The sequence below is a fragment of the Streptomyces rectiverticillatus genome (genome assembly GCF_013394065.1).
GTDB classification, from domain to species: domain Bacteria; phylum Actinomycetota; class Actinomycetes; order Streptomycetales; family Streptomycetaceae; genus Streptomyces; species Streptomyces rectiverticillatus.
Genome location: NZ_CP040752.1, coordinates 2,709,859 through 2,735,871, shown reverse-complemented (window position 1 = coordinate 2,735,871; position 26,013 = coordinate 2,709,859). Strand labels below are relative to the sequence as shown.

Annotated in this window: 28 protein-coding genes and 2 tRNA genes; 14 read left to right on the top strand and 16 right to left on the bottom strand. The window is 71.7% G+C overall.

Annotated features, from left to right (window positions below; translation table 11 throughout):
• Positions 1-14 precede the first annotated feature (14 nt).
• From FGW37_RS11760 to FGW37_RS11745, 4 genes are all read left to right on the top strand, one after another.
• A complete protein-coding gene (locus tag FGW37_RS11760) occupies positions 15-1,475 on the top strand; it encodes a sodium:solute symporter family protein (protein ID WP_179084651.1) in 1,461 nt (486 codons plus the stop codon).
• Between the two features lie 242 nt (positions 1,476-1,717).
• The gene (locus FGW37_RS11755; protein WP_246430360.1) at positions 1,718-2,824 is read left to right on the top strand and encodes an amidase domain-containing protein; all 1,107 of its coding nucleotides are present in this window, start codon (positions 1,718-1,720) and stop codon (positions 2,822-2,824) included.
• Positions 2,825-2,943: 119 nt separating this feature from the next.
• Positions 2,944-3,801 (top strand): fumarylacetoacetate hydrolase family protein, encoded by an 858-nt coding sequence (locus FGW37_RS11750; RefSeq protein ID WP_179081020.1) that lies wholly within the window; start codon positions 2,944-2,946, stop codon positions 3,799-3,801.
• Positions 3,802-3,854: 53 nt separating this feature from the next.
• Positions 3,855-4,118, top strand: coding sequence for a hypothetical protein (locus tag FGW37_RS11745; protein ID WP_179081019.1), 264 nt, complete (start codon positions 3,855-3,857; stop codon positions 4,116-4,118).
• On the opposite strand, the gene FGW37_RS11740 is transcribed toward FGW37_RS11745, so the two are convergent.
• Entirely contained in the window at positions 4,103-4,327 is a 225-nt protein-coding gene (locus FGW37_RS11740; protein ID WP_179081018.1) for a DUF397 domain-containing protein, read from the bottom strand. The two genes, FGW37_RS11745 and FGW37_RS11740, sit on opposite strands and share 16 nt — an antisense overlap.
• Positions 4,324-5,202 (bottom strand): helix-turn-helix domain-containing protein, encoded by an 879-nt coding sequence (locus FGW37_RS11735; RefSeq protein WP_179081017.1) that lies wholly within the window; start codon positions 5,200-5,202, stop codon positions 4,324-4,326. Before FGW37_RS11735 ends, FGW37_RS11740 begins: the two co-directional genes overlap by 4 nt.
• A gap of 471 nt (positions 5,203-5,673) precedes the next feature.
• Between FGW37_RS11735 and FGW37_RS34135 the strand changes: the two genes are divergently transcribed.
• Positions 5,674-5,916 carry a DUF6255 family natural product biosynthesis protein gene (locus tag FGW37_RS34135; RefSeq protein ID WP_425506514.1) on the top strand — a complete coding sequence of 81 codons (243 nt, stop codon included), beginning with the start codon at positions 5,674-5,676 and terminating at the stop codon, positions 5,914-5,916.
• Positions 5,917-6,284: 368 nt separating this feature from the next.
• On the opposite strand, the gene FGW37_RS11730 is transcribed toward FGW37_RS34135, so the two are convergent.
• From FGW37_RS11730 to FGW37_RS11715, 4 genes are all read right to left on the bottom strand, one after another.
• Positions 6,285-7,007: an SDR family NAD(P)-dependent oxidoreductase gene (locus FGW37_RS11730; protein WP_179081016.1), complete on the bottom strand. Its 723-nt coding sequence runs from the start codon at positions 7,005-7,007 to the stop codon at positions 6,285-6,287.
• Positions 7,008-7,450: 443 nt separating this feature from the next.
• Positions 7,451-8,413: an aminoglycoside phosphotransferase family protein gene (locus tag FGW37_RS11725; protein WP_179081015.1), complete on the bottom strand. Its 963-nt coding sequence runs from the start codon at positions 8,411-8,413 to the stop codon at positions 7,451-7,453.
• Positions 8,400-8,546: a hypothetical protein gene (locus tag FGW37_RS11720; RefSeq protein ID WP_179081014.1), complete on the bottom strand. Its 147-nt coding sequence runs from the start codon at positions 8,544-8,546 to the stop codon at positions 8,400-8,402. Before FGW37_RS11720 ends, FGW37_RS11725 begins: the two co-directional genes overlap by 14 nt.
• The gene (locus FGW37_RS11715) at positions 8,543-9,661 is read right to left on the bottom strand and encodes a Gfo/Idh/MocA family protein (protein ID WP_179084650.1); all 1,119 of its coding nucleotides are present in this window, start codon (positions 9,659-9,661) and stop codon (positions 8,543-8,545) included. The genes FGW37_RS11720 and FGW37_RS11715 overlap by 4 nt, the downstream gene beginning before the upstream one ends.
• A gap of 101 nt (positions 9,662-9,762) precedes the next feature.
• On the opposite strand from FGW37_RS11715, the gene FGW37_RS11710 reads away from it, so the two are divergent.
• Positions 9,763-10,926, top strand: a complete 1,164-nt coding sequence (locus FGW37_RS11710) for an ROK family transcriptional regulator (protein WP_179081013.1) — start codon at positions 9,763-9,765, stop codon at positions 10,924-10,926.
• Here FGW37_RS11710 and FGW37_RS11705 read toward each other — a convergent pair.
• Positions 10,892-11,332 carry a hypothetical protein gene (locus FGW37_RS11705; protein ID WP_179081012.1) on the bottom strand — a complete coding sequence of 147 codons (441 nt, stop codon included), beginning with the start codon at positions 11,330-11,332 and terminating at the stop codon, positions 10,892-10,894. The two genes, FGW37_RS11710 and FGW37_RS11705, sit on opposite strands and share 35 nt — an antisense overlap.
• 2 nt (positions 11,333-11,334) lie before the next feature.
• Positions 11,335-11,541, bottom strand: a complete 207-nt coding sequence (locus FGW37_RS11700; RefSeq protein ID WP_179081011.1) for a DUF5988 family protein — start codon at positions 11,539-11,541, stop codon at positions 11,335-11,337.
• 249 nt (positions 11,542-11,790) lie between these two features.
• Between FGW37_RS11700 and FGW37_RS11695 the strand changes: the two genes are divergently transcribed.
• The 5 genes from FGW37_RS11695 (at position 11,791) to FGW37_RS11675 (ending at position 16,232) form a co-directional block, all read left to right on the top strand.
• Entirely contained in the window at positions 11,791-12,624 is an 834-nt protein-coding gene (locus tag FGW37_RS11695; RefSeq protein ID WP_179081010.1) for a hypothetical protein, read from the top strand.
• 144 nt (positions 12,625-12,768) lie between these two features.
• Positions 12,769-13,548, top strand: coding sequence for an HAD-IIA family hydrolase (locus FGW37_RS11690; protein WP_179081009.1), 780 nt, complete (start codon positions 12,769-12,771; stop codon positions 13,546-13,548).
• A 165-nt stretch (positions 13,549-13,713) separates the two neighbouring features.
• A complete protein-coding gene (locus FGW37_RS11685) occupies positions 13,714-14,361 on the top strand; it encodes a hypothetical protein (protein WP_179081008.1) in 648 nt (215 codons plus the stop codon).
• 19 nt (positions 14,362-14,380) lie between these two features.
• Positions 14,381-15,046 carry a class F sortase gene (locus FGW37_RS11680; protein WP_179081007.1) on the top strand — a complete coding sequence of 222 codons (666 nt, stop codon included), beginning with the start codon at positions 14,381-14,383 and terminating at the stop codon, positions 15,044-15,046.
• Between the two features lie 151 nt (positions 15,047-15,197).
• Complete coding sequence (locus tag FGW37_RS11675) at positions 15,198-16,232, top strand: glycoside hydrolase family 6 protein (RefSeq protein WP_179081006.1); 1,035 nt, start codon at positions 15,198-15,200, stop codon at positions 16,230-16,232.
• 19 nt (positions 16,233-16,251) lie between these two features.
• Here FGW37_RS11675 and glxA read toward each other — a convergent pair whose 3' ends face one another.
• The 3 genes from glxA to FGW37_RS11660 all read right to left on the bottom strand — a co-directional run bounded on the left by glxA (position 16,252) and on the right by FGW37_RS11660 (position 20,418).
• Positions 16,252-18,207: a radical copper oxidase GlxA gene (glxA, locus tag FGW37_RS11670; RefSeq protein ID WP_179081005.1), complete on the bottom strand. Its 1,956-nt coding sequence runs from the start codon at positions 18,205-18,207 to the stop codon at positions 16,252-16,254.
• Positions 18,204-20,039, bottom strand: coding sequence for a glycosyltransferase family 2 protein (locus FGW37_RS11665; RefSeq protein WP_179081004.1), 1,836 nt, complete (start codon positions 20,037-20,039; stop codon positions 18,204-18,206). Before FGW37_RS11665 ends, glxA begins: the two co-directional genes overlap by 4 nt.
• A 305-nt stretch (positions 20,040-20,344) precedes the next feature.
• Positions 20,345-20,418, bottom strand: a tRNA-Lys gene (locus tag FGW37_RS11660).
• Between the two features lie 141 nt (positions 20,419-20,559).
• Here FGW37_RS11660 and FGW37_RS11655 point away from each other — a divergent pair.
• The 3 genes from FGW37_RS11655 to FGW37_RS11645 all read left to right on the top strand — a co-directional run bounded on the left by FGW37_RS11655 (position 20,560) and on the right by FGW37_RS11645 (position 22,455).
• Positions 20,560-21,069 carry a C40 family peptidase gene (locus FGW37_RS11655; RefSeq protein WP_179081003.1) on the top strand — a complete coding sequence of 170 codons (510 nt, stop codon included), beginning with the start codon at positions 20,560-20,562 and terminating at the stop codon, positions 21,067-21,069.
• 68 nt (positions 21,070-21,137) lie between these two features.
• Positions 21,138-21,794 (top strand): nucleoside/nucleotide kinase family protein, encoded by a 657-nt coding sequence (locus tag FGW37_RS11650; RefSeq protein ID WP_179081002.1) that lies wholly within the window; start codon positions 21,138-21,140, stop codon positions 21,792-21,794.
• Between the two features lie 70 nt (positions 21,795-21,864).
• Positions 21,865-22,455: a lytic polysaccharide monooxygenase auxiliary activity family 9 protein gene (locus tag FGW37_RS11645; protein ID WP_179081001.1), complete on the top strand. Its 591-nt coding sequence runs from the start codon at positions 21,865-21,867 to the stop codon at positions 22,453-22,455.
• A gap of 121 nt (positions 22,456-22,576) precedes the next feature.
• Here the strand turns inward: FGW37_RS11645 and FGW37_RS11640 are convergent, their stop codons facing one another.
• The 5 genes from FGW37_RS11640 to FGW37_RS11620 all read right to left on the bottom strand — a co-directional run bounded on the left by FGW37_RS11640 (position 22,577) and on the right by FGW37_RS11620 (position 25,755).
• Positions 22,577-23,413, bottom strand: coding sequence for a cytochrome c biogenesis CcdA family protein (locus FGW37_RS11640; RefSeq protein ID WP_179081000.1), 837 nt, complete (start codon positions 23,411-23,413; stop codon positions 22,577-22,579).
• A gap of 9 nt (positions 23,414-23,422) precedes the next feature.
• The gene (locus FGW37_RS11635; RefSeq protein WP_179080999.1) at positions 23,423-24,232 is read right to left on the bottom strand and encodes a DsbA family protein; all 810 of its coding nucleotides are present in this window, start codon (positions 24,230-24,232) and stop codon (positions 23,423-23,425) included.
• A gap of 77 nt (positions 24,233-24,309) precedes the next feature.
• Positions 24,310-24,732 (bottom strand): hypothetical protein, encoded by a 423-nt coding sequence (locus tag FGW37_RS11630; RefSeq protein WP_179080998.1) that lies wholly within the window; start codon positions 24,730-24,732, stop codon positions 24,310-24,312.
• 126 nt (positions 24,733-24,858) lie between these two features.
• Positions 24,859-24,932 (bottom strand) — tRNA-Lys (locus FGW37_RS11625).
• A 64-nt stretch (positions 24,933-24,996) separates the two neighbouring features.
• Positions 24,997-25,755 carry an IclR family transcriptional regulator gene (locus tag FGW37_RS11620; protein WP_179080997.1) on the bottom strand — a complete coding sequence of 253 codons (759 nt, stop codon included), beginning with the start codon at positions 25,753-25,755 and terminating at the stop codon, positions 24,997-24,999.
• Positions 25,756-26,013: the final 258 nt, after the last annotated feature.

Below are 26,013 nucleotides of genomic sequence, written 5' to 3'. Positions count from 1 at the left end.
TCTTCGCCGTCTTCATGGTGTTCACCGTCGCCCTCGGTCTTCTTGCCGTGCGCGGCCACGGCCGCACGAGCGGCCTCGCCGAGTGGTCCGTCGGCGGCCGCAGCCTCGGCACCGTCTTCATCTGGGTGCTGATGGCCGGCGAGGGCTACACCAGCTTCAGCTACCTCGGCGCCGCCGGCTGGGGCTACAACCACGGCGCCCCGGTCCTCTACGTCATCGCCTACATGTCCTGCGGCTACGCGATCGGTTACGTCGTCGGCCCGACCCTCTGGTCGTACGCCCGCCGCCACGGCCTGGTCACCATCACCGACATGGTCGCCCACCGCTACGGCCGCCCCTGGCTCGGCACGGCGGTCGCGGTCCTGGCGACCGTGTGCCTGCTCCCGTACATCCAGCTGCAGATCACGGGCATGGGCGTCGTCGTCTCGACGATCTCCTACGGGGCGATCAGCCTGAACCAGGCCTACTTCATCGCCTTCGCGGTGACGACGGGCTTCGTGGTGGTGAGCGGGCTGCGGGGCAGCGCCTGGGTGTCGGTGCTCAAGGACGTGCTGGTCATCGTCACGCTCGCCTTCCTCGCGATCTACGTCCCGAACCACTACTTCGACGGCTACGGCCCCTTCCTGGACCGCCTCGTAGCCGAGAAGCCCGACTGGCTGACGCTGACCGGCCACGGCGGCAGCGGCCTCGACGTCACCTGGTTCGCGACCACGAGCTTTCTCAACTCCCTGACGGTCGTCATCTTCCCGACCACCGTGGCGGGGTACCTGGGCGCCCGCAGCGCCGACGCCCTGCGCCGCAACGCGATGCTGCTGCCGTTCTACAACGTGCTGCTGTTCGTGCCGATGCTGCTGGGCATGGCGGCGCTGTTCGTCGTGCCGGGGCTGACGGGAGCGGGGTCGAACCTGGCTCTCTTCAAGCTCGTGGTCGACTCGCTGCCCGCGTGGGCGGTCGGTGTCACCGGTGTCGCCGCCGCCCTCTCCTCCATCGTTCCCATGGCCGTGTTCATGCTGGTCATCGGCACGATGTGGGGGAAGAGCGTGCTGGGGACGATTCCTGCTCTGGCCGGCCGGCCGCGGAGGCAGCGGGCAGCGGCTCAGGTCGTCGTGGTCGTGTCGGGCGCGCTGGCGCTCGCTCTGACGTATCTGACGCCCAACACGCTCGTGCGGCTCTCCCTCATCTCGTACGAGGGGATGGCGCAGCTCGTCCCGATGATCCTGCTGGGTCTGGTGTGGCGGCGGCTGACGCTGTGGGGCGCGGTGAGCGGGCTCGTGGCGGGAGGGACGCTCGTGTGCGCCCTCGTCTTCACCGAGCACGACCCCCTGTGGGGCGTGAACGCGGGAGCGCTCGCGCTGGGCGTGAACCTGGTGGTGGCGCCGGCCGTCTCCCTGCTCGGTCCGCAGCCGGCCGACGACCGCCCGGACGAGGAGGTCCTGGCGACCGATCCGCGGCCGGAGGAGTCGGTTCCGGCATAAGGGGCGAATGAGTCGGCGTACCCGAGTTGACGAAATGCGACTAGGCCGATGATTCCGACTCGTCGGCCTGGACCAATTTTGACCGTACGTGTTCGGGAGATGGCGCAGATCCATGCAATGATCACCCGTACCACCGGTAATCCGAGGTTTGTGCGAAGATTCCGTCCCCGGTCCGCTCGGACCGGGCGACAAGGGGAAACATCGTGCACATAACGAGATTCAGAGCCGCTGTTGGGGCGGCTGTGACGGTGGCCGCCACGGCCGCTCTCCTGCCCACGTCGGCCGCGTTCGCGGCCGGCAAGCCGGACTCCCGCACGGCGGACAGTGCGACGGTCGAGGCCTTCGGCCGAATAGCCGACGCCGTACTGAACGACCGCACCTCGGTCCTCCTGGACTCCCGCTCGGCCGGCCGCAAGGCGACCAAGCTCGACGGCAAGGTCCGTCTCTCCTCCGGCCTTTCGAAGGCCGAGGACACCGGACTCTCCTCGCTGAAGATGCGGAAGTCCTGGCTCGCCGCCCTGGGCGAGGCCTACACCGGCGCCGACACCAAGACTTCGGTCGACAAGACGACCGTCAAGGGCAACCGCGCCACCGTCCGTGTCACCGAGACCACGGTGCTCACGTACAAGAAGATCCGCGGCGACGAGCCCTCGACCACCGGCTTCACCGCCCACCACGAGCTCAGCTTCTCCCTCGGGAAGAACGGCAAGTGGGAGCTCACCGGCATCCGCCCGCAGGACGACGGCCCCGGCGCCATCAACGAGCCCCGCACGGCGGTGGCGGCGACCGGCAGCATCGACCTCAACGGCAGCCCGGCCGCGACCCGGTACCCCGGCAGCAGGAACGCCAAGCCGAAGACGCTGACCACCAAGGGTGGTCTCGACTACAAGGCCATGGCCGCCTACGCCGAGAAGTACTGGCGCAACTACAACCCCGCCTATCGCAGCTTCAACAGCTACGGCGGCGACTGCACCAACTTCATCAGCCAGGCCCTCAAGGCCGGCGGCTGGAAGGACGCGGCGGGCTCGGACACCACCGACTACCGCAAGTGGTGGTACAACAAGTCGAGCCAGTCCGACTCCTGGGTCGGCGCCAACGAGTGGTCGTGGCACACGCTGTCCACCAAGCGGGCGGCCAACCTGTCGAACGTGTACCAGATGGACGTCGGCGACATCCTGCAGATGGACTTCGACGGTGACGGGTCCAAGGACCACTCCATGATGACCACGTACCGCAGCAGGATGGGCGTCCCGTACCTGACGTACCACTCGACCAACACCTACCGGAAGTCGGTCGCGAGCATCATCGCGTCCTACCCCGGGGCGATCTACTACGCCTACCGCACGTGATGCGGCGTGGGCCGCGCCCCGCCCGGCCTCCGGGCAGGGCGGGGCACGGCCCACAATTCGCTGTTCGCAGTCCGAAACGTCCCTTGCGGAGAACCCCACCGCTCTTGGACGATCAAGCGATGAAACTGCTGCGTGTGGGGCCCGTGGGGGCGGAACGCCCGGCGCTGCTGGATGAGGACGGCACCCTTCGCGACCTGTCGGCGCTGGTGACCGACATCGACGGCGCGCTGCTCGCCGACGCGCCCGCGCTGTCGCGCATACGGGCCGCCGTCGGCGCCCGCATCCTCCCCGCCCTCGACCCGGCCGGCCTGCGCACCGGCCCGCCCCTGACCCGGATCGGCAAGATCGTGGGTGTCGGCCTGAACTACCGCCGCCTGGCCGCCGAGACCCGCTCCGTCGTCCCCGCCGAACCCGTCCTCTTCCTCAAGGCCGCGGACACGGTGGCCGGCCCCGACGACCCGGTCCTGATACCGCCCGGCAGCGAGAAGACCGACTGGGAAGTCGAACTCGGCGTCGTCATCGCCCACCGCGCGCGCCGCCTGGAGACGGACGAAGACGCGCTGTCCGCCGTCGGCGGCTACGTCCTCGCACACGACGTCTCCGAGCGCGAGTTCCAGTTCACCCGCGGCGGCGCGTGGGTCAAGGGCAAGAACTACGAGACGTTCACCCCGCTGGGCCCCTGGCTCGTCACCCCCGACGAGATCCGCGACCCGCAGGCCCTGCGCCTGCGGCTGTGGGTCAACGGCGACCTCAAGCAGGACGACACGACGGCCGACCAGATCTTCCCGGTGGGGGAGGTCGTGCGGTACGTGAGCCGTTTCATGACCCTCTACCCCGGCGACGTCATCCTGACGGGCACCCCGGCGGGCGTGGCCATGAGCCGCCCGGACCCCAAGCCGTATCTGAGGGCGGGGGACGTGGTGGAGCTGGAGGGCACGGGGCTGGGGCGGCAGCGGCAGGAACTCAAGGACGCGTAGCGTCCGGCGTGTAAGGCGGCATTTTGGCCCCACCATGGGGCATATTTTCCGATATGCGGAGAACGAAGGCTGCGGTGGTCGCTGCGCTCGCCGTGACGGTGGGGGTGGTGCTGGTGTGCGCGTTCACTTTCCCGGGCTCGGAGGGAGGGCCCGCGCCCCGGGAGCGCCACGTCGCGCCCGACGGCCGCGAACTGGCCGACGACGGCCGGTCGGCGGGCGCCGACAGGCTGGTCCTGGGCGCGTCGATGGTCGCCGTGGGCGCGGGCCTGGCGCTCTGCGTCCTGGTTTGCAACCGGCCGCGTCAGGAAACCGGTTGAAAAGTGCCCTGGCTGTCGCCGCGTATGGAGTGCACGAACGTTGCCCAGGCGCGGGGTGACGTCGTGAACGCGCCCCGAGGGCGGTCTTTGCTGTCACCTATGGCGACAAGGTGGTCTTCGGTTGCCTGCATCTCGATGCAGCCGGCGTTTTGAGCCTCGCTGTAGGACGACTTGCGCCATGCGTGGGACGGCAGGTTGTGGCGTATCACTTGTGCCTCGCTTCCCGTTCGAGGTCGTTTGCGATCGAAGTCATCAGCTCGATGGACTGCTGCGCTGACAGGGCTGAGACCTGCAGGTTCTGGAAGACCCTTCGGTATTTCGCCACGGCTTCATCATCCTCCAGGTACAACTCGCCGTCGAGGTGGGGTACGTGGACGACTTCAAGGTCCATCGGACCCGGATATGAGTACACGTTGAATGACCCGCCGGTGCACGTGTACGGGTGCCGAGTGAAGGGGACGACCCGGATCGTGATGTAGGGAGAGCGGCACGCAGCCACCAGGCGTCGGAGTTGAAATCCCATGATGTCTGCACTGCCCATCTGCTGATGGAGCACTCCTTCCGGCATGATGCAAATGTACTGCGGAGGGTCCTCACGCTCGAAAACCCGCTGACGCTCCATGCGGAATTTGACGTAGAAGTCCAGCTGCTCGTCGGTCGGTGGATACGGGGCTCCGGCCATGACGGTCCTGGCGTAATCCGGCGTCTGCAGCAGCCCTGGGACGACCTCTGCTTGGTACACCTCGATGCGGGCCGCGTCGGACTCAAGGAGCAGAGTCTCTTTGAAACCGCCGGGCAGCAACTCGTGATATTGGGTCCACCAATTCTTCTTCCGCTCCTCGGATGCCAGGGCCGTCAACCATTCGCGAGCCTTCTGCTGCTTCACGCCGCAGAGGTCCATTAGTGCGTTCAGCTCCAGCTGTGTAATGCGATGACGGCCGTTCTCAACCCGGCTGACCTTGGAGTTGTCGCCGCCGATCACCTTCGCCGCTTCGGCGACCGTCACTCCTGCTGCCACTCGGGCGTCCTTGAGCGCTGCGCCGAGCTTCCGGCGCCTGGCGGTGCGCTGTGCCTGCTGTCCCAACCTGGGCTCCTGACCTGCAACTTGTAGCGCTGCAATTTGTAGCTCTGCAATTTGGGGTTTGAAATGGCCCATGAAATGGGTGCATTGTTGGGTGGGCGTCCGAACGCGGGAAGGAGCGTGGGGGATGGCCTACAGGAATGGGGCGTTCGTGGTGGACACCCGGGATGGCCGGATCGTACAAGTCATCGGTGGCACGGGTGGGCGAGTTCAGGTACGTCCACCCGGTGGGGGTACGGAATGGGAAGTACCGTTCGCAGCGCTGCGATTGGCGACGAGTATGGAGCGGGCCGAGGTGCGCAGGAGCTCGGCTCCGCCTCCCGCCCGTACGACGATCGCTGACTGCCCGGAGTGCCCGGCGCTCAAGGCGGCCTGGTGGGAGGCGACGATCGAAGGGGACCCCTTCAAGGCGGGCGACGCCCTGGTCGCAGTACGGCGGCACTGGAGGTCGCACATGTCGGAAGGAACGTGCGCATGAGGATCCGCTGCAACCACGCCGAGGGCTGGACACACCCCACTCCGGGTGAATCCCGCTGCAGGTCGTGCGGAGTGACCCGCTTCGCGGACTACGGTGCCCTTCGCCCGCCGGGCCTGCCGCGTGCGCTGACCCCTAAGCCGAGGGACGCCGGCCGAGCGGACCGCGCCGCAGCGACGTGGATCGCGAACATGCCCCGCAGGACGGTGTGGTGGGGGCGGGGGCTGAGCACCGCGGCGTAGGTGCGGGTCTGCCCGGGTCGGTGTGGGGGCTGAGTTTCGTTGTTTGGGTGCGGGTCAGAGCAGGCTGGCAGCGGGGGGAGGGGTGGGGGGCGGGGGTTCGGTTGGTTGGCTGTGCGGCCGGTGGGCGGTTGGCCGCCGTACTCCTGCCGTCACGGATGCAGGCGCGTGAGGAGACCGGACGCTCCGGCCGTGGCTGAGGGGGAGCGGGCTGCTGCCGCGATGTGGCCGGGGCCGGTGGGGGCGCTTCGCTCAGCTCGCGTACGTGGTGGTTGCTCGTACGGCTGCGGGTTGGGTGGGGGTTTGGCGGTCTTACGGGGCCGGAAACCGCCAGGCCTGGCCGGTAGCCCGGCGGATAAGTGGCCTGGCGCCTAGTCGACCACGAGGCCGCCGGTGAGGTTGAGCTCCGAGGCGGTGAGCGTTCGGGCCCAGTCGGATGCGGCGAAGACCGCGGCGTTGGCGATGTCGTCGTAGTGCGGGCGCTTGGTCAGCAGCGCTCCTTCAGCGGCCCGGTTCTCCTCGCCCGGCGCGGGAGAGCCGGGCGAGAGCAGCCAGGCGACGCGTACGCCCTGCGGGCCGAGCTCTGATGCGAGCTGCCTGCAGGTACCGGCCAGGGCGGACCAGGCGATGTGTGAACCGCCCAGGTTGGGGATGGCCTCGCGGCCGCCGCCCATGACCAGAATGACGCCGCTGCCTCCTCGGACCATGTGCCGCGCCGCTGCCGTAGCCGTGTTGAGGGTGGTCGTCACCGCCTTCGTGACCGGGCGGAGCGCATCCGCGAGGGCCAGGTCGAGCAGCGGGATCCCCTGCAGGTCGTCGTTGGACGTGGCGTTGAAGCAGATGTCGATGCCGCGGCCCTGCGCAGCCACCGTGTCGGCATGGCGATCAACGGCGTCGCGGTCCGTCGCATCCAGCGCGGCGACATGCGCAGTTCCACCGTCGTCCCGGATGCGCCGCGCGACGTCGTCGAGCGGCGGCACCGTCCTTCCGGTGAGGTGGACAACGGCGCCCTCGCGCGCGAAGCCGCGGGCGACCGCCGCCCCCACCGCTCCGGAACCGCCGTGGACGATCGCCGTCCTGTCGGCCAGCAACATGACTCTCTCCTCATAACGGCGGCGCCAAGGACAGCCTCACTGCACACCGCAGGCATCTTCCTCCGGCCCGCCCGGTGATCCAAACAAAACGCCCTAAGTGGCCCAAGAGCGTCGGCCGGGCGCCTCAACGGTCCCACCAGGGAGCCCTCTCCTCACCAGCCCCCGCTCAGGGGCAGTCGGACGCCCGGCCACGACGGTGGCGCGCCGAGCGAAGCGCCCACGACGGGCTGCACCACATCGCGGCAGCTGCCAGCTCCCCCTCAGCCAAGGCCTATGCGCAAGGTCTCCTTACGCGCCCGCATCCGTGACGGCAGGAGTACGGCGGCCAACCCCCCACCGGCCGCACAGCCAAACCACCAAACCCCCGCCCCCCACCCCTCCCCCTGCTGCCAGCCTGTTCTGACCCGCACCCGACCCACGGATCCCCACCCCGCCCACCGCTACTAGGCCTTCGGCAGGCTCAGCGGTGTCCGCGCGCGCCACTGGTCGATGGCCGGTTCCAGCATCGGGGCCAGTTCCGGATTGAGGGGTGCGAAGGCCAGTGCTCCTACGATCTGCAGGAAGCGTGCGCCCTCCATGACGTCGAGCAGGGCGCGGTCCACCCGTGTGCCGCTCACCCGCTCGTACTCCTCGATCCCCGGCGGGCCGACGAGGGTGAGGTCCCACTCGACGGGGCCGCGGGTGGTGTCCTCGAAGTCGCTGAAGAGATGGCCCGTGGCGGTGCGCAGGAGGTTGTACGCGGGGGAGTCGCCGTGGAGGGTCTGCAGGCGCGCGCCGGGGAAGTGGGCGGGCAGGTCCTGGACGAGGGTCTCCAGGACCGCGTACTCGGCCCGGGCCCGGTCGAGTTCGGCCGGGGTCAGCAGCGGGTGCGGGTTCTCGGCGAGCGCGGCCAGGGTCAGGCCCACCGCGGGGACGACGGGGGAGAGGACGGGCAGGTCGTCGCCGGGGTACTCGGCGAGCAGCGCGTGCAGTTCCGCCGCCCAGCCCGTCTGCTCGACGAAGCGCTTCTGCAGGACCTCGGGGTCGGTCACGGCGGACAGGGGGTCCGTCTCGTCGACGAACTCCCAGAACGTCAGCGACCGTCCGTCGATCTCGACGGGCTCGCGGGGGGCGAGGGGGCTCGGCCCGACGACGGGCGCGCCCCGGTCCGCCAGCCAGCCCGCCACGGCGAGTTCGCGGCGCTGCTTGGCGGCCTGTTCCTCTACGGGCCCGGCGGCCAGGGAGGGGACGCGGACCACGACGGGGTGCGGGGCCAGGTGGACCAGCACGTTGAAGACGTTGTGCAGCACGCGCGGCCCGTCCGGCTGCAGCCCTAGGCCGCGGCCCGCCCTGGTGGCCAGGCCGACCGCGTGCTCGGCGCGTTCGGCGGCGGTGAGGGCGGGGGAGGGGGTGTCAGCAGTAGGCATATGGGCGATCCTGCCCGGCTGGAAAGGGCGTTGTCGACGGGGTTTCGCCGCGTGCGGGCCCGGCTACCGCGCCGATCACGCCGATCACGCCGATCACGCCCGCGATCTCCAGCCGGCCACCCGTCGTCGTCACCGGGTCTCCCCGATCCGTACCGTGCGGCCCTCGTCCGCCGACACCCGCGCCGCTTCCAGCACCCGCAGCGTCGCCGCCGCTTCCCGCGCCGTCACCGGCGGCTCGCCGCCCGTGCGCAGGGCGGTCTCGATCGCCGCGTAGTAGGCGGGGTAGTCGCCCGGCAGGGTGGGGACGGGGTCGCCGCCGCCCGTCTGCGGGGACTCGCCCGCGCCGAGGCGGCCCCAGAGGGACTCGGGTTCGACGCCCCAGTCGGTGCGCCCGGAGCCGGGGCGCAGGCCTTCCCGCAGCGCCGCCTCCTGCGGGTCGAGGCCGTACTTCACGTAGCCGGCCGCGCTGCCCAGCACCCGGAAGCGCGGGCCGAGCTGGGCTGTGGTGGCGCTGACCCACAGGTGGGAGCGGACGCCGCCGGTGTGCGTCACGGCGATGAACGTGTCGTCGTCGGCCTCGGCGCCGGGGCGGCGGACGTCCACCTCGGCGTAGACGCAGGCGGCGGGGCCGAAGAGGGTGAGGGCCTGGTCCACGACGTGGCTGCCCAGGTCGTAGAGGAGGCCGCCGATGTCCGCGGGGTCGCCGGACTCGCGCCAGCCGCCCTTCGGCTGCGGCCGCCAGCGCTCGAAGCGGGACTCGAAGCGCAGGACGCCGCCGAGGGCGCCGTCGGCCAGGAGCCGCTGCACGGTGCGGAAATCGTTGTCCCAGCGGCGGTTCTGGAAGGCGCTGAGCAGCAGGCCGCGCTCCTCCGCGAGGCCGGCGAGGGCTTCCGCCTCGGCGGCGGTCGCGGCGAGCGGCTTGTCGACCACGACCGGGAGGCCGGCTTCGAGGGCGGTGCGGGCCAGCGGCACGTGGGTGCGGTTGGGGGAGGCGATGACGACGAGGTCGAGCTCTCCGGCGCGCTCGAAGAGCGCCTCGCTGTCGGCGACCGTGCGTACTGCGGGGTGCTCGGTGGCGGCCTGGCGCTGCCGGTCGGGGTTGCCGGTGACGACCGTGTCGAGGACGAGGCCGTCCGTGGCGGCGATGAGCGGGGCGTGGAAGACGGAGCCCGCGAGGCCGTAGCCGATCAGGCCCACCCGGAAGCCCTCGTGCGAGGCCGGGGTCGGGGTCCCGCTGTCACCGCTCATGCCGTCCCTGCCGTCCTTACTGTCCACACCCTCGATGCCATCCATGCGCTCCACTTTGGCAACGCTGTTGCGAAACCGCAAGCGGCAGCGACAATGGACCCGTGAACCGCACGCTCGCCCCCGGCGCCAACCTCACCGCCCTCCGTGACCACAACGCCGCCCTCGTCCTCGGGCTGCTGCGCGACGCCGGGCCGGACGGCGCGAGCCGGGCCGAGCTGGCGGACCGTACGGGCCTCACCCCGCAGGCGGTCAGCAAGATCACCGGGCGGCTGCGGGTCGCGGGGCTGGCCGCCGAGGCGGGCCGCCGGGCGTCCACGGGCGGCAAGCCCGCCACGGCCCTGCGCCTGCTGCCGGAGGCGGCGCACGCGATCGGCGTGCACCTGGAGCGCGACGCCCTGACGGTCACCCTCGTCGACCTGTCGGGGGCCGAGGCCGCGACCCGTACGTCCCCGCTCGACCTCGGGGCGGGCGCGGAGGCGGTCCTGGACGCGGTCGCGGCGGAAGTCGCGCGCGTACGGGCCGAGGCCGGCGGCTCCCTCCTCGGCGTCCTCGGCGCCGGGGTCGCCCTCCCCGGCCCGCTCGACCACCGCACCGGCGTCCTGCAGCGCGTCACCGGTATGCCCCGGTGGGACGGGTTCCCGCTGCGGGACGCGTTCGCCGAGCGGCTCGGGATGCCCGTCGTGGTCGACAAGGACACCAACGCCGCCGCGCTCGGCCTCGTGCTCCGCGGCTGCGTCGGGGCGGCCGGCTCCTTCGCCTACCTGCACCTGGGCACCGGCCTGGGCGCCGGCCTCGTGCTGGGCGGCGAGGTGCACCGGGGCGCGCGGACCGGTGCGGGCGAGTTCGGTCACCAGGTGCTCCAGCTGGACGGGCCGCCGTGCCGCTGCGGCAACCGGGGCTGCATCGAGGTGCTGTGCCTGGACGCGGTCGCCCGGGGCGACACCGCGGAGGCGGCCCGGCTGCTCGGCACCGGCGCCGCCAACCTCGTACGGCTGCTGGACATCGACCTCGTGCTGCTCGGGGGCGGGGTGCTGCTGAACGCGTCGGGCGCCTACGCGGCCGGCGTGCGGGACGTGCTCGGCGGTGCGCCGCCGGTGGCCGTCGTCCCGGCCGGGGAGCGCACCGTCGTGGAAGGGGCCGCGGAGCTCGTCCTCGCGTCGCTGTTCGGCCGGGGAGGACGGGACCGTCACCGGGCCCTGGAGCAGGCCGGCCTCGCCGCCCCCTCCGGCCTCACGGCCCCGTCCCCAGGAACCTCTCGACCTTGAGCGAGGCGACCCCGCCGGCCGGTGCGTCCCCCAGCTCCGACGCGTCGTCGCCCTCCTCGATCCTCGTGCTCGTGCCCGTCTGGCCGGGGCCGCTGTAGAGGGTGACCACCCACCGCGGCTGCGGGCCCTTGCGCGGCCTGCCGCGCCGCTCCGGCACCAGCACGGACCGGACGGGCCCGGCGTACTCGTACGTGCCGGGGCGGAACTCCTGCCACCGGCCCCGGAAATGGGGCGCCGAGAAGAGCGCGGGCAGGTCCTTGCCGGGGTAGTGCCCCAGGAAGGGTTCCAGCAGATCGCCGACCAGGGGCAGGCCGGCCAGGCTCTTGAGGGGGTTCCTCCGGTACGTCTCGGCGTCGTTCCCGCTCCGTGGGGCCGGCGTCCCCCGGCCGCCTCGCTCCTCCGTCACCGTTACTCCGCCACCTCCGTGCGGGCCACCCACTCGTAGACCGGCAGCCGTCCCTCGGCCGTGTCCCACTGCCGTGACGTGGCTTTGAAATGTTCGTAACCGCCCCGGAAGGGGACCTTCACTTCCTCGCCCGGCTCCGCGGCCGGGACGATGTGCTCCGGGAGGCCTTCCGGCCCGCCCTGGAGGACGCATTTGTCAGCAGTGGCCATGTCCCGATCCTGACCGTGCGGCACCCGTGCGGCACGGCCCGGCGCACCGGCGCCACTCGGATGACACGAAAATAGGCTCATCGGGCGGTATGTGACGGCTGGTCGGGGGTACGTGGCCGCGCCGGGCCGGGGAGCGCCGCCGGGCGGTGGGAGGTTCGGGACAGCAACAGGACCCAACGACCCGTCACCCGGGCCCTACGACACGACCCCGTCGGCCGGCCCCACGACCCCCACCGCAAAGGTCCCGCGATGCCCAAGCCCCGTGTGCTCGTCCTCGGCGCCACCGCGCTCGCGATCTTCTCCACGGCCGCACCCGCCCCCGCCTCCCCGGCGGGCGAGACCGCCGCCCGCTCGCACTGCGCCTCGCCCGGTACGCCCGACTTCCCCATCGCTGCCCGGCTGAGCGGCGGCCCCGAGGCGTACGAGCGCGGCGCCCCGCCCCGCTCCTGGCGGCTGGAACTGCGCAACGGCTCCGGCACCGAGTGCCGGGCCGTGCACCCCGTCGCGGTCCTCGCCGACCGCGGCCGCGCGCTCGCCCCGGGCGACATCCACCTCGACTTCTACGACCCGGGGGCGGCGCGCTGGCGCCCCGTGCGGTTCGAGCGGACCGACGAGGCCGAGAACGTCGGCGTCTTCGACGGCGGCAAGGACCCCGGCCGCAACGGCAAGGATCCCGGCCGCACCGACAAGGACCCCGGCCGCGCCGACCGTGCCCACCGCGCCGCCCGGGTCCCCGCCTTCCCCGGCTTCTCCGTCCCCGCGCACGGGAGCGTGCCCGTACGCGTACGCCTGGGTTTCGCCAAGAGCGCCCCCGAAGGCCCCGTGACGGCCAACGTCACCGCCGTGCAGCGGCGCGGCGACGACGGCGACTGGGTGGGGGAGTCCAACGACTACACGTTCGGCATCGGCAAGGCCCCCGGCCGTGCCGCCCCCGGCAAGAAGCGGGGAGCCGACGACGGCGAACAGCCGATCCTCGCCGACACGGGCTCCCAGCGGCCCCTGCTCGCCATCGCCGCGGCGGCCGGCGCCCTGCTCCTCGCCGGGGCGTCCCTCGTCGTCGGGGCACGCCGCTCGGGGCGCTGAGTACGCGCGAACCCCGCCTCCTGCGTCCCGGCGGGAAAGAGGCCGCCGGGACCTGATTACGCTGGAGGGGCAGGCCGTGGCACGAAGAGGTGCGACCCGGCGTCCCCCAGGCCCGCGAGCGGGCGCGTACGGCAGGAGTACCGCATGGCAGAGCGCAAGCCGATCGAGTCCTGGCTCACCGACATGGACGGCGTCCTGGTCCACGAGGGCATCCCGATCCCCGGGGCCGACGCCTTCGTCAAGAAGCTCAGAGAGTCCGGCAAGCCCTTCCTCGTCCTGACCAACAACTCCATCTACACCCCCCGTGACCTGCACGCACGCCTCGCCCGCATCGGGCTGGACGTGCCGGTCCAGAACATCTGGACGTCCGCGCTGGCCACCGCCCAGTTCCTGGACGACCAGCGGCCGGGCGGCACCGCCTACGTCATCGGCGAGGCGGGCCTGACCACCGCCCTGCACGACATCGGCTACGTCCTCACCGACTCCGAGCCCGACTACGTCGTCCTGGGCGAGACCCGGACGTACTCCTTCGAGGCGCTCACCAAGGCCATCCGGCTGATCAACGCCGGTGCGCGCTTCATCGCCACCAACCCCGACGAGACCGGGCCCTCCGCGGAGGGCGCCCTGCCCGCCACCGGTTCCGTGGCCGCGCTGATCACCAAGGCGACCGGCCGCGAGCCGTACTTCGTCGGCAAGCCCAACCCCCTGATGATGCGGGCCGGGCTCAACGCCATCGGCGCCCACTCCGAGGGCAGCGCCATGATCGGCGACCGGATGGACACCGACATCCTGGCCGGCCTGGAGGCGGGGATGCGGACGTACCTCGTGCTGACCGGGCTGACCCGGCCGGAGGAGGTCGACCGCTACCCCTTCCGGCCCTCCCGCGTCGTCGACTCCATCGCGGACCTGGCCGACCTCGTCTGACGCTCCCCGGGTCCGCACGGCCCGGCCCGCAGCCCCTGATCCGAACGGGCCCCGCCGCCCTCATCTGAACGGGCCCCGTCCGGCACCGAACGGAGCAACTCGCCTACGGAGCGGATGCGCCCGCAGGGAAGAGCGGGTGAACCTCTGAACACCAGGAGGTTCACCATGGACTCTGTCCGTCTCGCCCTGTGCGGTGCTCTCGCGGCCGTCGCCGTCTGCGCGCCCGCGGCGCACGCCAACGACGAGCCCGCCACCATGTCCGGAACGATCGAACTCACCCCCGTCAGCAGCCACCCGGGGGGCCAGGTGCAGCTGCGCGTGGCCGGCTGCGCCGGGAACAGGGCCACCGCCGCCTCCGAGGCCTTCGTGACCGACGCCAAGCTCGCCAAGGACTCGGCCGGGCTCTTCGCCGAGGCCACGGTCCGCTCGACCGTGGACCCCGGCGTCTACCCCGTCAGGGTCCACTGCGACGGCTACGACGCGGTGGCCGAGGGCAAGCTGACGGTCGTCCCCCACGGCAAGCCCCTGCCGCCCTCGGGCGGCCACGACCAGGTGGTGCTGCCCTCCCAGGCCCCGGCGCCGCAGCCCTCCCCGCAGCGCGCGGTGCCGGAGCGGCCGTCCGTCCACCCGCAGGAGCAGCACAAGCCGCCGGAAGAGCCGGCGCCCGTGGCTCCCGTCCCCGCGGGCGGGGGCGGCACCGCGGTGGAGAGCGCCCCCGGCACCCCCGGCCTCGTCCTCGCGGGCATCACCGCGCTGATCGCCACGGGCCTGATCTGGCACCGCCGCCGCACCGAGTCCTCCCGGCAGCAGTGAGGGAAGGCGACCCCAGGCCATGTCCGAAGCGCACGCCGGCGGCCGCGGCCGGCTCCTGACGGGGGCGGTGTGGACCGTACTGCTGCTCGCCCTGTGGCTGTGGGGGCGTGAGATCACCGACGGGCCGGGGTCGTCCGCCACCCCCACGGCGGGGGACGTCGCCGCGGCGGGCCGGCCGCTCGCCGATCCGCTGCCGCCGGCCCACGCGCCCCTGCCCCCGGCCCGCCCCCGCGCCCTGGCCATCAAGGCCCTGGACGTGACCGCCCCCGTCGAGGAGAGGGGGCTGGACCGGCTGGGCGCCGTCGACCCGCCCCCGTACGCGCGGGCCGGGGCCGTCGGCTGGTACCGCGGCGGGCCGGCTCCCGGCGCGCCCGGCGCCGCCGTGCTCGTCGGCCACGTCGACACCGACGACGCGCCCGCCGTCTTCTACGACCTCGGCAGCCTCAGGCCCGGCGATACCGTCACCGTCCGCCGCGCGGACGGCACCACCGCCGAGTTCACCGTCGAGGACGTCTCCGTCTTCACCAAGGACCGCTTCGACGCAGCCAAGGCCTACGGCCCGCGCGACACCAAGCGCGCGGAGCTGCGCCTGATCACCTGCGGCGGCGACTACGACCGCGACCGCCGCTCGTACAGCGCGAACGTCGTCGTCTCCGCCTATCTGACCGGAACCGGACGGAATTGAGCGTATGGGTGCTCCAACCGGGCGAATTGACAGCCCGTCATCAGCGGATCACACACGGCCCTGCGCCGGCTTGTGCCAGCATTGCAGGGACCGGTCATGTCCCGTGGGGGCGTGGGGACACCCCTACAGGAATGCACCCGAGGGGGAATGGATGTACGGCAGTCACTCCGGCCGCGCCCGCGTGGCGCTGACCACCGCCGGGGCCGCCGTGGGGGCGCTGCTGCTGCTCTCCGGCTGCTCCTCCTCGTCTGCCGAACCCCCCGAGGAAGCGGCGCTCCCGCAGACACCGGCCCAGCAGCCCAAGGCGAAGGGCCCGTTCTGGGTCAACCCCGAGTCCACCGCGGCCAAGCGGGCGGCCGAGCTCCGCAAAGGCGGCCGGAGCGGCCCGGCCGATCTCCTCGGCAGGATCGCGGCCCAGCCCGTCGCCGAATGGATCGGGCCGGACGACCCGGAGGGGCAGGCCCGGGGCTTCACCGAAGCCGCGGCCAAGGCCGACCGGGTCGCCGTCCTCGTGCTCTACAACATCCCCCACCGCGACTGCGGCCAGTACTCCCAGGGCGGCGCCTCCGACGGCGACGCCTACCGGGGCTGGCTGGACGGCGCGGTCCGGGGCATCGGCGACCGCGGCGCGACGGTCATCCTGGAGCCCGACGCCCTGCCCCACATCTCGGACGGCTGCACCCCCCACGAGCACCACGAGGAGCGCTTCGCGCTGCTCAAGGAGGCCGTCGGCCGCCTCAAGTCGCTCCCGCACACCAAGGTCTACCTCGACGCGGGCAACCCCAGCTGGGTCACCCCGCCCGACCGGATGGAGGAGCCGCTGCGCCGCGCCGGCATCGACCGCGCCGACGGCTTCGCGCTCAACGTCTCCAACTTCCAGACCACCAAGGCCAACAAGGACTACGGCCACCGGCTGTCCCAGCTGCTGGGCGGCAAGCACTTCGTCATCGACACCAGCCGCAACGGCAACGGCCCGCTGCGCGCCGCCGACCACGAGAAGGCCTGGTGCAACCCCGGCGGCCGCGCGCTCGGCGAACCTCCCACCACGCGCACCGGCGACGCCAAGGTGGACGCGTACCTGTGGGTCAAGCGGCCCGGCGAGTCGGACGGCACGTGCAAGGGCGGCCCGGACGCGGGCCAGTGGTGGGAGACCTACGCGCTGGACCTGGCACGCAACGCCCGCTGATCCGGGCACCGTCACGGCCTCACGAATCCGCCACGGGCACCTTCACCCACACCGCCGGTGAGGGCGTCCCCCGGCCGTCGACGACATGGAGCATGTACCACCCGGGCGGGACGAGCGAGGCGTCCTTCGGCAGGGTGACCGTGATCCCGTCCGCCGTCCTGGTGAACTCCAGCGCGATCGAGCGCTGCTCCACATTGGTCACGTGCGTGAACGACCCCGGCCTGATCAGCCGCGCCTTGGCGATGTCGCGCGGGCGGTCCGTACGGTACGTGGCCGTGCCGCCCAGCTCCACCGTCCTCGGCCCGGCGTCCTTCAGCACCGGGCGGTCCTTCCGGTAGAGGTAGGGCGGGGTGTAGAGGTCGAGCTGCTGCTGGAAGACGCCCGGCTTGGTGTTGGCCTTGTCGCCGAAGAGCGAGTCGGAGCCGAAGGTCATCACGCGGCCGTCGGGCAGCAGCAGGGCGCCGGAGTGGTAGTTGCGGCCCACCAGGGGATCGGCGACGGCGCGCCTGGTGTTGGCCGCCGGGTCGTAGATCTCGGCCATGAGGACGTTGGAGTCGCTGCGGCCGCGGTAGTCGCCCGAGCCGTTGGTGGTCAGCACCGTGTCGTCCGGCAGGATGACGCTGCTGGGATAGCGGGCCTTGGCGTAGAGCTCGGGGCCGTCGCGGAAGCGGGGGCTCGGGTCGTGCAGGTCGACGATGCGGGTCCTGGCCGTGGACTTCTCGTCCTCGCCGACCCCGCCGCCGCCGAGCACCATGTACCGCTGGTCCTGGGCGGGGGGCAGCAGCACGGACATCGAGGTCTCCAGGGTGTCCGGGTCGCTCATGCCGGGGATCTCGGTGAAGTCGTTGCTCGTCAGGTCCCACAGGCCCGGCACGCGGCCCTTGTCCGCCGGGCCGTATCCGGCGTTCGAACCGGTGTAGAAGATGCGGCCCTTGTCGGTGAGGAAGAGGGCGGGGTACGTCGGGAAGAAGCGCTCCTTGGGGAGGTAGGTCCACTTCTTGGTCTTCGGGTCGTAGATCTCGTTCTTGCCGGGGACGACCTGGCCGATCTCATCCAGGCCGGAGACGGAGAGGACCCGGCCGTCCTGGAGGGTGGTCAGCGTCGGATACCAGCGGGCCTCGTTCATCGGGTCGACCGTGACGTAGCGCTCGGCCTCGGGGTCGAACTCCAGGGTGTCCTTGATGCCCTGGAAGTCCTTCTTGTCGAAGGAGAGCTTGTTGGCGATCCCGTAGACGTTCTGGGCGTCCTTGCCGGACAGGCCCTCGACCCGGTAGTTGTCGGTCAGGCCCGTCTCGTACTGGTGGCCCTTGTGCAGCGCCTCCACGTAGACGCGGGCGGTGGAGACCGTGACGGTGACCTTGCGGCTCTGCTTGTCCTGCTCCTTCTTGGCGCGGGGGACGAGGACCGTGTCCTTCGCCTCGAAGGTCTTGCCGTTCTTGCGGCCGGTGAAGCGGGTGCCCGCGGGCAGCGTCATCGGCTTGTCCGGGTCCTCGTTGTGGACGACCATCAGACCGCCGGCCTTGTCGACGTCGCCCTCCAGCTTCTCGTAGCGCTGGGTGCCGCCGGCCACCAGCAGGCGGCCGTCGGGCAATTGGGTGTGACCGGCGCAGAAGAGGTCCTTCGGGGTGGGGATGTCCTTGTAGGTGTTCTGCACCGGGTCCCACAGGACCGTGCGGAAGGACTTCGCCCGGAAATTGGCGGCGTTGTTGCCGGAGCCTGCGACGAGGAGCACCTTCCCGGTGTGCAGCAGCGCCGCGTGGATCGTATTGATCCGGTACCGCTCGGGGACGTCGACGACGGTCCAGTGGCCGTTCTGCGCCTTGTACTCCGGCTGATTGATCTTGTAGTCGTGGTACTGGTGGGAGGCGTAGCCCCAGATGGCCGGCCCGTTCATGCCCGCCAGGGCGAGCACCACCGCCGACCCGACCGCGAAGCGGCGGGTGCGGCGGCTGACACGGTAGTGCCGGAAGTTCATCGGGAGGCCTCCACGGCTCTCTTGGCGCGGTGCGTGGTCCACCACCACGCGACGATCGGGGCGACGGTGATCGCGAGGGCCAGTGACGCCCAGGTGCGCATGGCGACGTGGGTGTGGCCGAGCCAGAAGGAGGCCACCAGCGAGCCGCCGAAGACCAGCAGGAAGAACAGATGGATGCGGAACGTCCCGAAGAGGGTGTCGGGGCTCGCCGAATCCCCCTTGGGGGTGACCACGAAGCCGCTCTTGCGGCGCAGCACGGCATCCGTCAGCGAGCGGGCGTAGACCGGTGCGGAGAGCGCGGACATCACCATGCCGGCCAGCCCGCCCGAGCCCTCGGGCTCGTGCGGCGAGACATTGTGCCGGCGGTTCCAGATGTAGAGCCCGATCTGCAGCGCGGCCGCATCGCTGTAGAGCATCATCCAGACCTCGGAATTGATCTGGATTCCGGAGGCGCCGAGCCCGAGGAACAGGGCGCAGCTAAGGGCGCCGAGCATCCAGTTGAGTGCGGTCATCGGATAATAGATGACCAGCAGGGAGTAATTGAGGAATTTCCCCGGGGAGAGGCTCCAGGGCCCTTTCCAGTACTGCTTGATGATGGTCTCGTAGGTGCCCCGGGACCAGCGCAGCTGCTGGGTGAAGAAATCCGTCCAGGCATTGGGGCCCTCGCCGACCGCGAGGACGTCCGGGGTGTAGACCGAGCGCCACTTCCGGCCGGTCGCGGGATTGCGGTGGCGGTGCAGTTCGAAGCCGGTGGCCATGTCCTCGGTGATCGAGTCGTAGAGGCCGCCGATTCCCTTCAGGGCACTGATGCGGACGGCATTGTTGGTGCCGACGAACATGGGTGCGCCGTAGCGGTTTCCGGCGCGTTGGATCAGGGCGTGGAAAAGGAACTGCTGGCTTTCTGCGGCCTTGGTCACGGCCGCATCGTAGTTCCCGTAGACCTGAGGACCAACGACAAACGCGATATCGGGGTCGCGGAAGTACCCGAGCATGCGTTCCAGGAAGTTGGGCAGCGGGACGTGGTCGGTGTCGACCGAGGCGAAGAAGTCGTAGGCGTCGCCGTGGGCGTCGAGCCAGGAGTTGTAGTTCCCGTGCTTGGTTTTGGCGCGGAAGGAGCCCTTCGGCTGATTCCACTTCTCGATGCCCTTGCGGGAGAAGTGACGCACGCCGAGCCGCCGGCAGACGGCCTTGACGGCGGGGTCGTCGCCCTCGTCGAGCAGCCAGACGTCGAGCGGGCCGCGGTGGCGCAGCCGGACCGCCGCCTCCAGCGTCCGGGTGACCATCTCGAGCGGCTCCTTGCCGGGCACGAACGAGGTGAGGAAGGCGACCTTGGTGCCGGTCTCGGGCACGACCGGGACGGGGTCGCGGGCGACGAGGGTGGCGTGGGCGTTGGAGGCGACGTTCATCGTGCGGAAGAGCTCGATGAGCCCGATGGAGACCAGCATCACCGCATCCAGCGCCCGCATCAGGGGTGTGGCGTGGTCGCGCTGGGTCCAGTGCGCCGGCTGCATCAGCCACATCAGCAGGCCCAGTGATACGACGGGCGCGGCGCCGAGGAGGGCCGCCCCGAGGACGCGGTGCGTCTCCTCGGCGAGCAGGCTGCGGTAGCGCACCCGGTAGGGACGGTCCGGGTCGGGCTGGGTGAGCGGGCCGGCCAGCCGGCTGTAGTGCTCGTAGTCGAAGCGGGGCCGGGCTCTCGGCGGACGCGCGGGGAGTGCCCGGGTATGACCGGGTTGCTGGGGAATCGTTCCCTGGCTGACGGGTGTGCGGGGCCCGGCCGCCGCCGTCGGGTCGTGGAGCTGCCGCCGGGCGCCGGCAGGAGTGGACGTCATCTGTCATTGCCCCCCGCACGCATGCTGACTGCGTGTGTCAGATCGCGGGTCTCATCCGGCCCCCCACGGCCGCATGGACCCCAAGAGCACCGGCCCCCCCGGCGCAGCCCAACTCAACTCGATAGTCACTCAGTGATGTTGGGTCATCGCTGTCCGTTCAGGATCTCGGACGCTCGGGCATGATCGCAAGGGTGAAACAAGGTGTTTACCGGGCAAAGTGGTGCGACCTGCCGTGATGGGTCATGCCATTGACCGGAAAATGACTCAAGGCCCCTCACCGGTGGTGAGGAGCCTTGAGACTCGCGTGCGCCGCCAGGGACTCGAACCCCGGACCCGCTGATTAAGAGTCAGCTGCTCTAACCAACTGAGCTAGCGGCGCCTGCTGACGAAGAAAACTCTACCTGATCCCGGAGGGTGCTCCCGACCACCCGGCCGGCCGCTCCGACATGCGGTTCTCCGGGACCGCTGAGAAGCTGTGCCCGAGTACCGGCAGGGCGCAGGACGAAAGAAGGCGACGGGCGTGGTGCGAATACGCGGCGCGGTCGTGGCGGCCGTGTGGGCGGCGGTGCTGGCCGGGCCCGGCGCGGCCCCCGCGGCCGCGGCCCCCGGCCCGGTGGCGGGCCGCGGCGGCCCCCGGACCGTGTTTCCGGCGGTCCGGCCCGTCGGCGACCGTCTGGAACCGGCCATCCGCTACGCCATGGCCCACCTGGGTGACCCCTTCGCCATGGGCGGCGCGGGCCCCCGCCGCTGGGACTGCTCCGGGCTCGTCCAGCAGGCCTACCGCCGTGCGGGTGTGCGGCTGCCGCGCATCGCCTCCGACCAGTACCGGGCCACGAAACGGATCACCCGCCGCGCGCTGCACCGCGGCGACCTGGTCTTCTGGTCCCGCAACGGCCGGGCCTCCGGGGTCCACCACGTGGCGATCTACCTGGGCGGGCAGCGCTACCTCGAGGCGCCGCACCCGGGGGCCAGAGTACGGATCTCATCCTTCTCGCACTACCGGCCGACCCTCTACGGGCGAGTGCGGTGACGCCTCCGGCGGGGGTCGCACGGGCGGTGTCCTCCGGCCCCGCCGGCGTCCGGCGTTAGCGTGCGCGCATGACGATCACCACATGGGCGGCAGACGCCTGGGCCCTCGCGGCCGCGGACGGCCGGTCCCTCCTCGGCATCGCCGGGCCGCCGGGCGCGGGAAAGTCGACGCTCGCCCGGGCTCTGGTCGCGGAGGTGCGGCGGCGGCACGGCGCCGGCTCCGCCGCGTACCTGCCGATGGACGGCTTCCACCTCTCCAACGCGCAGCTGGAGCGCCTCGGCCTGACCGGCCGCAAAGGCTCCGCGCCGAGCTTTGACGTGTGGGGCTACGCCGACCTGCTGCGCCGCGTGACGGAGGAGCGCGACCGGGACGTCTACGTGCCGGACTACGACCGCACGCTGCACGAGCCGGTCGCCGCCCGGCACCTGGTCCCGCCGTCCGCCCGGCTGGTGGTGACGGAGGGCAACTACCTGGCCTGTGACGAGCCGGGCTGGCGCGACGCCCGCCGGTACCTCGCCGAGGTCTGGTACCTCGAGACACCTGACGAAGTCCGTCAAGGCCGCCTCCTTGAACGGCACATGACCGGAGGGCGGGACGAGGCCGCCGCACGGGCATGGGTGCAGGGCAACGACGGTCCCAACGGCGAACAAGTGAAGGCTTCGCGTCGGCAGTGTGACCGGATCCTTTCGACCGTTGGCCTAGACACGTCAAACGGCCGGTACTAGCCTCCGCCTTGGTCTAGACCGCATTTCACTCGGCCCACAGAACCCCCCACGTTCTCCGAGGAGCGAAAGCATGCGCAAAAAGATCAGTGCGGCGATCATCGGCTTCGGCATCGCAGGCGTGTCCCTGTTCGCCACCGGCAGCGCGAGCAGTCACGGCTACACCGACTCCCCCACCAGTCGCCAGGTGTACTGCGCCAACGGCACCGTCAAGAACTGCGGCGCGATCCAGTGGGAGCCGCAGAGCGTCGAGGGCTCCAAGGGCTTCCCGGACCGCGGGCCCGCCGACGGCACCATCTGTTCCGGCGGCAACAGCCGCTTCGCGGAGCTCGACGACCCGCGCGGCGGCCAGTGGCCGGCCACCGAGGTCACCTCGGGCCAGAGCTTCACGTTCCGGTGGCGGATCACGGCCCGCCATGCCACCACCGACTTCCGCTACTACCTCACCAAGCCCGCCTACGACCCGGGCCGGCCGCTCACCCGCGCCGACCTCGAATCCGAGCCCTTCCTGACCGTTCCCTACGGCGGCCGGGTGCCCGACGCCACCGTCTCCCACCAGGGCACCCTCCCCGCGGGCCGCACCGGCAAGCAGCTCGTCCTCGCCGTCTGGACCATCGCGGACACGGGCAACGCCTTCTACGCCTGCTCCGACGTCCAGTTCTGACGGCCCACCGGCGGTCGCACGGACGGACGGAGCCTCCCGGCGCCTCCCCGGCCCCCACCCCGGGGAGGCGCCACCCGGCTCACCGCCACCCGGTCTCCGCCACGGCTCCCCGCCGCGCCGCTCACTCGCTCTCCGCGTCGCCCTTCCCCGGCCGCAGCGCGATCCGTGCCAGCACCCCCGCGACCACCAGCGCGACCCCCGCCAGCAGCGCGTAGTCCGGCACCGCGCCGCCCACCCGGGACGCGAGCTCCTCCAGGCGGTACTCCTGGTCGGCGTCCAGGAGCCCGGGCAGGCCCGTCGTCCCGTCGTAGGCGAGGAAGAGCACCCCGATGCCGATGAAGAACAGGCCCGAGACCAGCGAGGTGGTGTGCAGCCGCAGCGGTCCGAGGCGCAGTTCCCGGCCGCGCAGCCAGCGCCGGCCGCCGAGCCGGAAGCGGTCCCAGAAGACCGCCAGCACGAACAGCGGCAGCGCCATGCCGAGGGCGTAGACGGCGAGCATGGAGCCGCCGTAGACGGGATTGCCGTTGACGGCCGTCACGGTGAGGACCGCACCGAGGATCGGCCCCGCGCAGAACCCGGCCAGCCCGTACACACAGCCCAGCAGGAACGTGGACGCGGCCGAGCGCGGCGTGATCCGCCCGGCGGCCGCCTGCGCCTTCTTCGACGCGAAGCCCAGACCCAGGATCTGGGCGACGCCCATGGCGATCACGATCCAGCCGCCGGCGGTCACCAGCACCTCGCGGTGGCCGTTGAACAGCCTGCTCGCGGCGGTGGAGGCCACGCCGAGCGGGACGAGCGTGGTCGCGAGGCCCATGTAGAAGACGCCGGTGCGGGCCAGCAGCCGGCCCGGGCTCGCGAGGGAGTAGGCGAAGAAGGCCGGCAGCAGCAGCGCGCTGCACGGGCTGACCAGGGCGAGGGCGCCGCCGAGGAAGGCGGCGAGGTAGCCGATGTCGGTCACGCCGTCCCCTTACTTCTTGCGCGCGTGCGCGGCCCGCGCCTGGGCGATGGCCTCGTCGAAGGCGGCCATCGGCTGGGCGCCGGCGATGGGGCGGCCGCCGACGAGGAAGGACGGCGTGGAGGCCACGCCGAGGTTGTACCCCTCCTTCTGGTCCTTCTTGACGGCCTCCTCGGAAGCCGACCCGTTCAGATCCGAGCGGAAGCGGTCGATGTCGGTCACGCCGGCCTTGCCGGCCATGTCGACGAGCTTGTCCTCGGCGAGCGCGTCGCCCTTGCGGAGCTTGGCGTAGACCTCGTCGTGGAACTGCCAGAACTTCCCCTGCTGACCGGCCGCCCAGGAGGCGCGGGCGGCGCGCTCGGAGTCCTTGCCGAAGATCGGGAAGTTACGGAACTCGATGCGCAGCACGCCCTCGTCCACGTACTTCTTCACCAGCTCGGGCTGGCTGTCGCGGGTGAACTTGCCGCAGTAAGAGCACTGGTAGTCGGCGTACTCCACGAGCACGACCGGCGCGTCCTTGCGGCCGAGCGCGAGGGGGTCGCCGTCCTGGCGGCGGCTGGTGGCCCGCTCGGCCTGCGCGTACATCCCCTCCATCGGGTCGGCGGAGGACGTGCCGGACGCGGAGGGCTCGCGCTTGCCGGAGCCGCTTCCGCTCTTGCCGATCGCCATGCCCACCGCGACGACGGCGACGACGAGCGCGAGGATCGCGCCGAGGGCGGCGAGACGGCGGGGGAGGGAGGCGGTACGGGCCTTGGCCTGGGAAGGCTTCGCGGCCTTGGAGGGCCGGCCGGCCTTGGAGACCTTGGGGGACTTGGTGGACATAGAGGAGAAAGCTCCCTGGAACGTATGGAATCCGGATATGCCGAAGCGCGGCCCGGCGAGGGCCGTGAGGGCGGGATCTAGATCCGTAGAACGGGGAGCAGCTCGGCGCAGCCGGCGGCGGGGGCGGGTGGCGCGCGCGGCGCGGTCGCCCGGGGCGCGGTGGCCTGGGGGAGCGGGGCGCGGGCGGTGCCCGGCGCGGTGACGGGATCGGCGTGCCCGGAGGCGACGGCGGTCTCGGCGTCCTTCAGCGGCACGTCCTGCTGCCGGCAGCTGGAGCCGGTGTCCGGGGCGTCGGCCCGTACGAGCTGCCCGGCGCCGGCGGGTGCCGGGACCGCGTGGCGTACGGACGCCGCGTGGCGTGCGGGCTCCGTGGCGCGTACGGGCGAGGAGACCGCGGTGTACGGCTGTGCGCCGCCCGGGAGCGGGCCGAAGACGACCGCGAGGAGGAGCAGGAGCGCGGCCGCGGCCGCCGACCGATGACCCTTGGACGTGCCGGTCACGGTTCTCCTCTCCTTGCGCACGGCGGGACGGACGGGCCCCATGCTACGGGCCCCGCCCGGACGCGCCCCCGCCGAAGGGCATACGCCGAAGGCCCCCACCTGACGGTGAGGGCCTTCGGTTGTCTGTGCGCCGCCAGGGACTCGAACCCCGGACCCGCTGATTAAGAGTCAGCTGCTCTAACCAACTGAGCTAGCGGCGCCTGCTGACAGAGATAAATATACCTGGTCCGCAGGGGTGCTCTCGACCGCCTTTCCTCCCGGCTCTCAGAGAGCCATCGACAGCATCAGGGGTGCGGCCCGCCGGTTCAGCGTCTCCGCGGCCTGGCGCAGCCGGTGGGCGTGGGCCAGCGGGAGCGAGAGGGCGAGGCAGCCGACGGCGCTCCCCGCGCTGACCGGGACGGCCGCGCAGACCGTGCCGACGGCGTACTCCTGGAGATCGAGGACCGGGACGGTCGCGGGCTGCCGGTCGAGGGTGCTGAGGAGCACCTTCTCGCTGGTGATCGTCCGGGAGGTGAGCCGGGCGGCCCGGTGGCGTGAGAGGTGGTCACGGCGGTCGTCGTGGTCGAGCTGGGTGAGCAGGCACTTGCCGACGGCGCTGGCGTGGGCGGCGGAGCGGAAGTCGACCCACTCGTTGACCCGCGGGGTGTGCGGCCCGTCCGCGATCTGCGTGATCCTGACCTCGCCGTCGATGTAGCGGCTCAGGTACACGGCGGCGCCGAGGGAATCGCGGAGCTCGGCCAGCGACCGCTGCAGCTTGTGGCGCAGGGCGGCGCTGCGGTCGCCGCCGGAGCCGAGCAGGACGAGGGCGTCGCCGGTGACGTATCCGCCGTCGCCGGTCCGCTGTACGTAGTCCTCGCGGCGGAGTATCGGCAGGAGGTGGGCGAGGTGGGCGGCGGGCAGCCCGGTCTCGCGTGCGATCTGGGTGGTGGTCACCCCGCCGGAGTGCCGGGCGACCGCCTCGAGCACCCGCAGGGCGTACTGCACCGAGTGGAACGGTGCGGTCGGGTCGGGCTTGAGCGCCACGGTCTCCCCCTACGGGCTTTCCGGCGAGTGTCCCGCCGACCACGATAACGGCGAAACGTGGCGCGAACAGGGGGTGTCGGCACCTCGGCATATGCCGCCGCCATGGCGGACGGAAACGCGTCCGCGGAAGGCGCGGACGGCGCGGGGGAGGGGCGGGGGAATAACCGGAGACGATCTCCGGCTGCCCCTTTCGGCCGGTCGCAGCGGACCGGCTCCCGGCGCGGTGCCGCGCAGCGCGCCGTGGACGAGCAGGAACAG

Coding starts and splice junctions, on each gene's coding strand:
- FGW37_RS11760 (WP_179084651.1), top strand. CDS start 15: ATGGTGTTCACCGTCGCCCTCGGTCTTCTTGCCGTGCGCGGCCACGGC.
- FGW37_RS11750 (WP_179081020.1), top strand. CDS start 2,944: ATGAAACTGCTGCGTGTGGGGCCCGTGGGGGCGGAACGCCCGGCGCTG.
- FGW37_RS11745 (WP_179081019.1), top strand. CDS start 3,855: ATGCGGAGAACGAAGGCTGCGGTGGTCGCTGCGCTCGCCGTGACGGTG.
- FGW37_RS34135 (WP_425506514.1), top strand. CDS start 5,674: ATGAGGATCCGCTGCAACCACGCCGAGGGCTGGACACACCCCACTCCG.
- FGW37_RS11730 (WP_179081016.1), bottom strand. CDS start 7,007: ATGTTGCTGGCCGACAGGACGGCGATCGTCCACGGCGGTTCCGGAGCG.
- FGW37_RS11725 (WP_179081015.1), bottom strand. CDS start 8,413: ATGCCTACTGCTGACACCCCCTCCCCCGCCCTCACCGCCGCCGAACGC.
- FGW37_RS11715 (WP_179084650.1), bottom strand. CDS start 9,661: ATGAGCGGTGACAGCGGGACCCCGACCCCGGCCTCGCACGAGGGCTTC.
- FGW37_RS11700 (WP_179081011.1), bottom strand. CDS start 11,541: ATGGCCACTGCTGACAAATGCGTCCTCCAGGGCGGGCCGGAAGGCCTC.
- FGW37_RS11695 (WP_179081010.1), top strand. CDS start 11,791: ATGCCCAAGCCCCGTGTGCTCGTCCTCGGCGCCACCGCGCTCGCGATC.
- FGW37_RS11690 (WP_179081009.1), top strand. CDS start 12,769: ATGGCAGAGCGCAAGCCGATCGAGTCCTGGCTCACCGACATGGACGGC.
- FGW37_RS11685 (WP_179081008.1), top strand. CDS start 13,714: ATGGACTCTGTCCGTCTCGCCCTGTGCGGTGCTCTCGCGGCCGTCGCC.
- FGW37_RS11680 (WP_179081007.1), top strand. CDS start 14,381: ATGTCCGAAGCGCACGCCGGCGGCCGCGGCCGGCTCCTGACGGGGGCG.
- FGW37_RS11675 (WP_179081006.1), top strand. CDS start 15,198: ATGTACGGCAGTCACTCCGGCCGCGCCCGCGTGGCGCTGACCACCGCC.
- glxA (WP_179081005.1), bottom strand. CDS start 18,207: ATGAACTTCCGGCACTACCGTGTCAGCCGCCGCACCCGCCGCTTCGCG.
- FGW37_RS11665 (WP_179081004.1), bottom strand. CDS start 20,039: ATGACGTCCACTCCTGCCGGCGCCCGGCGGCAGCTCCACGACCCGACG.
- FGW37_RS11650 (WP_179081002.1), top strand. CDS start 21,138: ATGACGATCACCACATGGGCGGCAGACGCCTGGGCCCTCGCGGCCGCG.
- FGW37_RS11645 (WP_179081001.1), top strand. CDS start 21,865: ATGCGCAAAAAGATCAGTGCGGCGATCATCGGCTTCGGCATCGCAGGC.
- FGW37_RS11635 (WP_179080999.1), bottom strand. CDS start 24,232: ATGTCCACCAAGTCCCCCAAGGTCTCCAAGGCCGGCCGGCCCTCCAAG.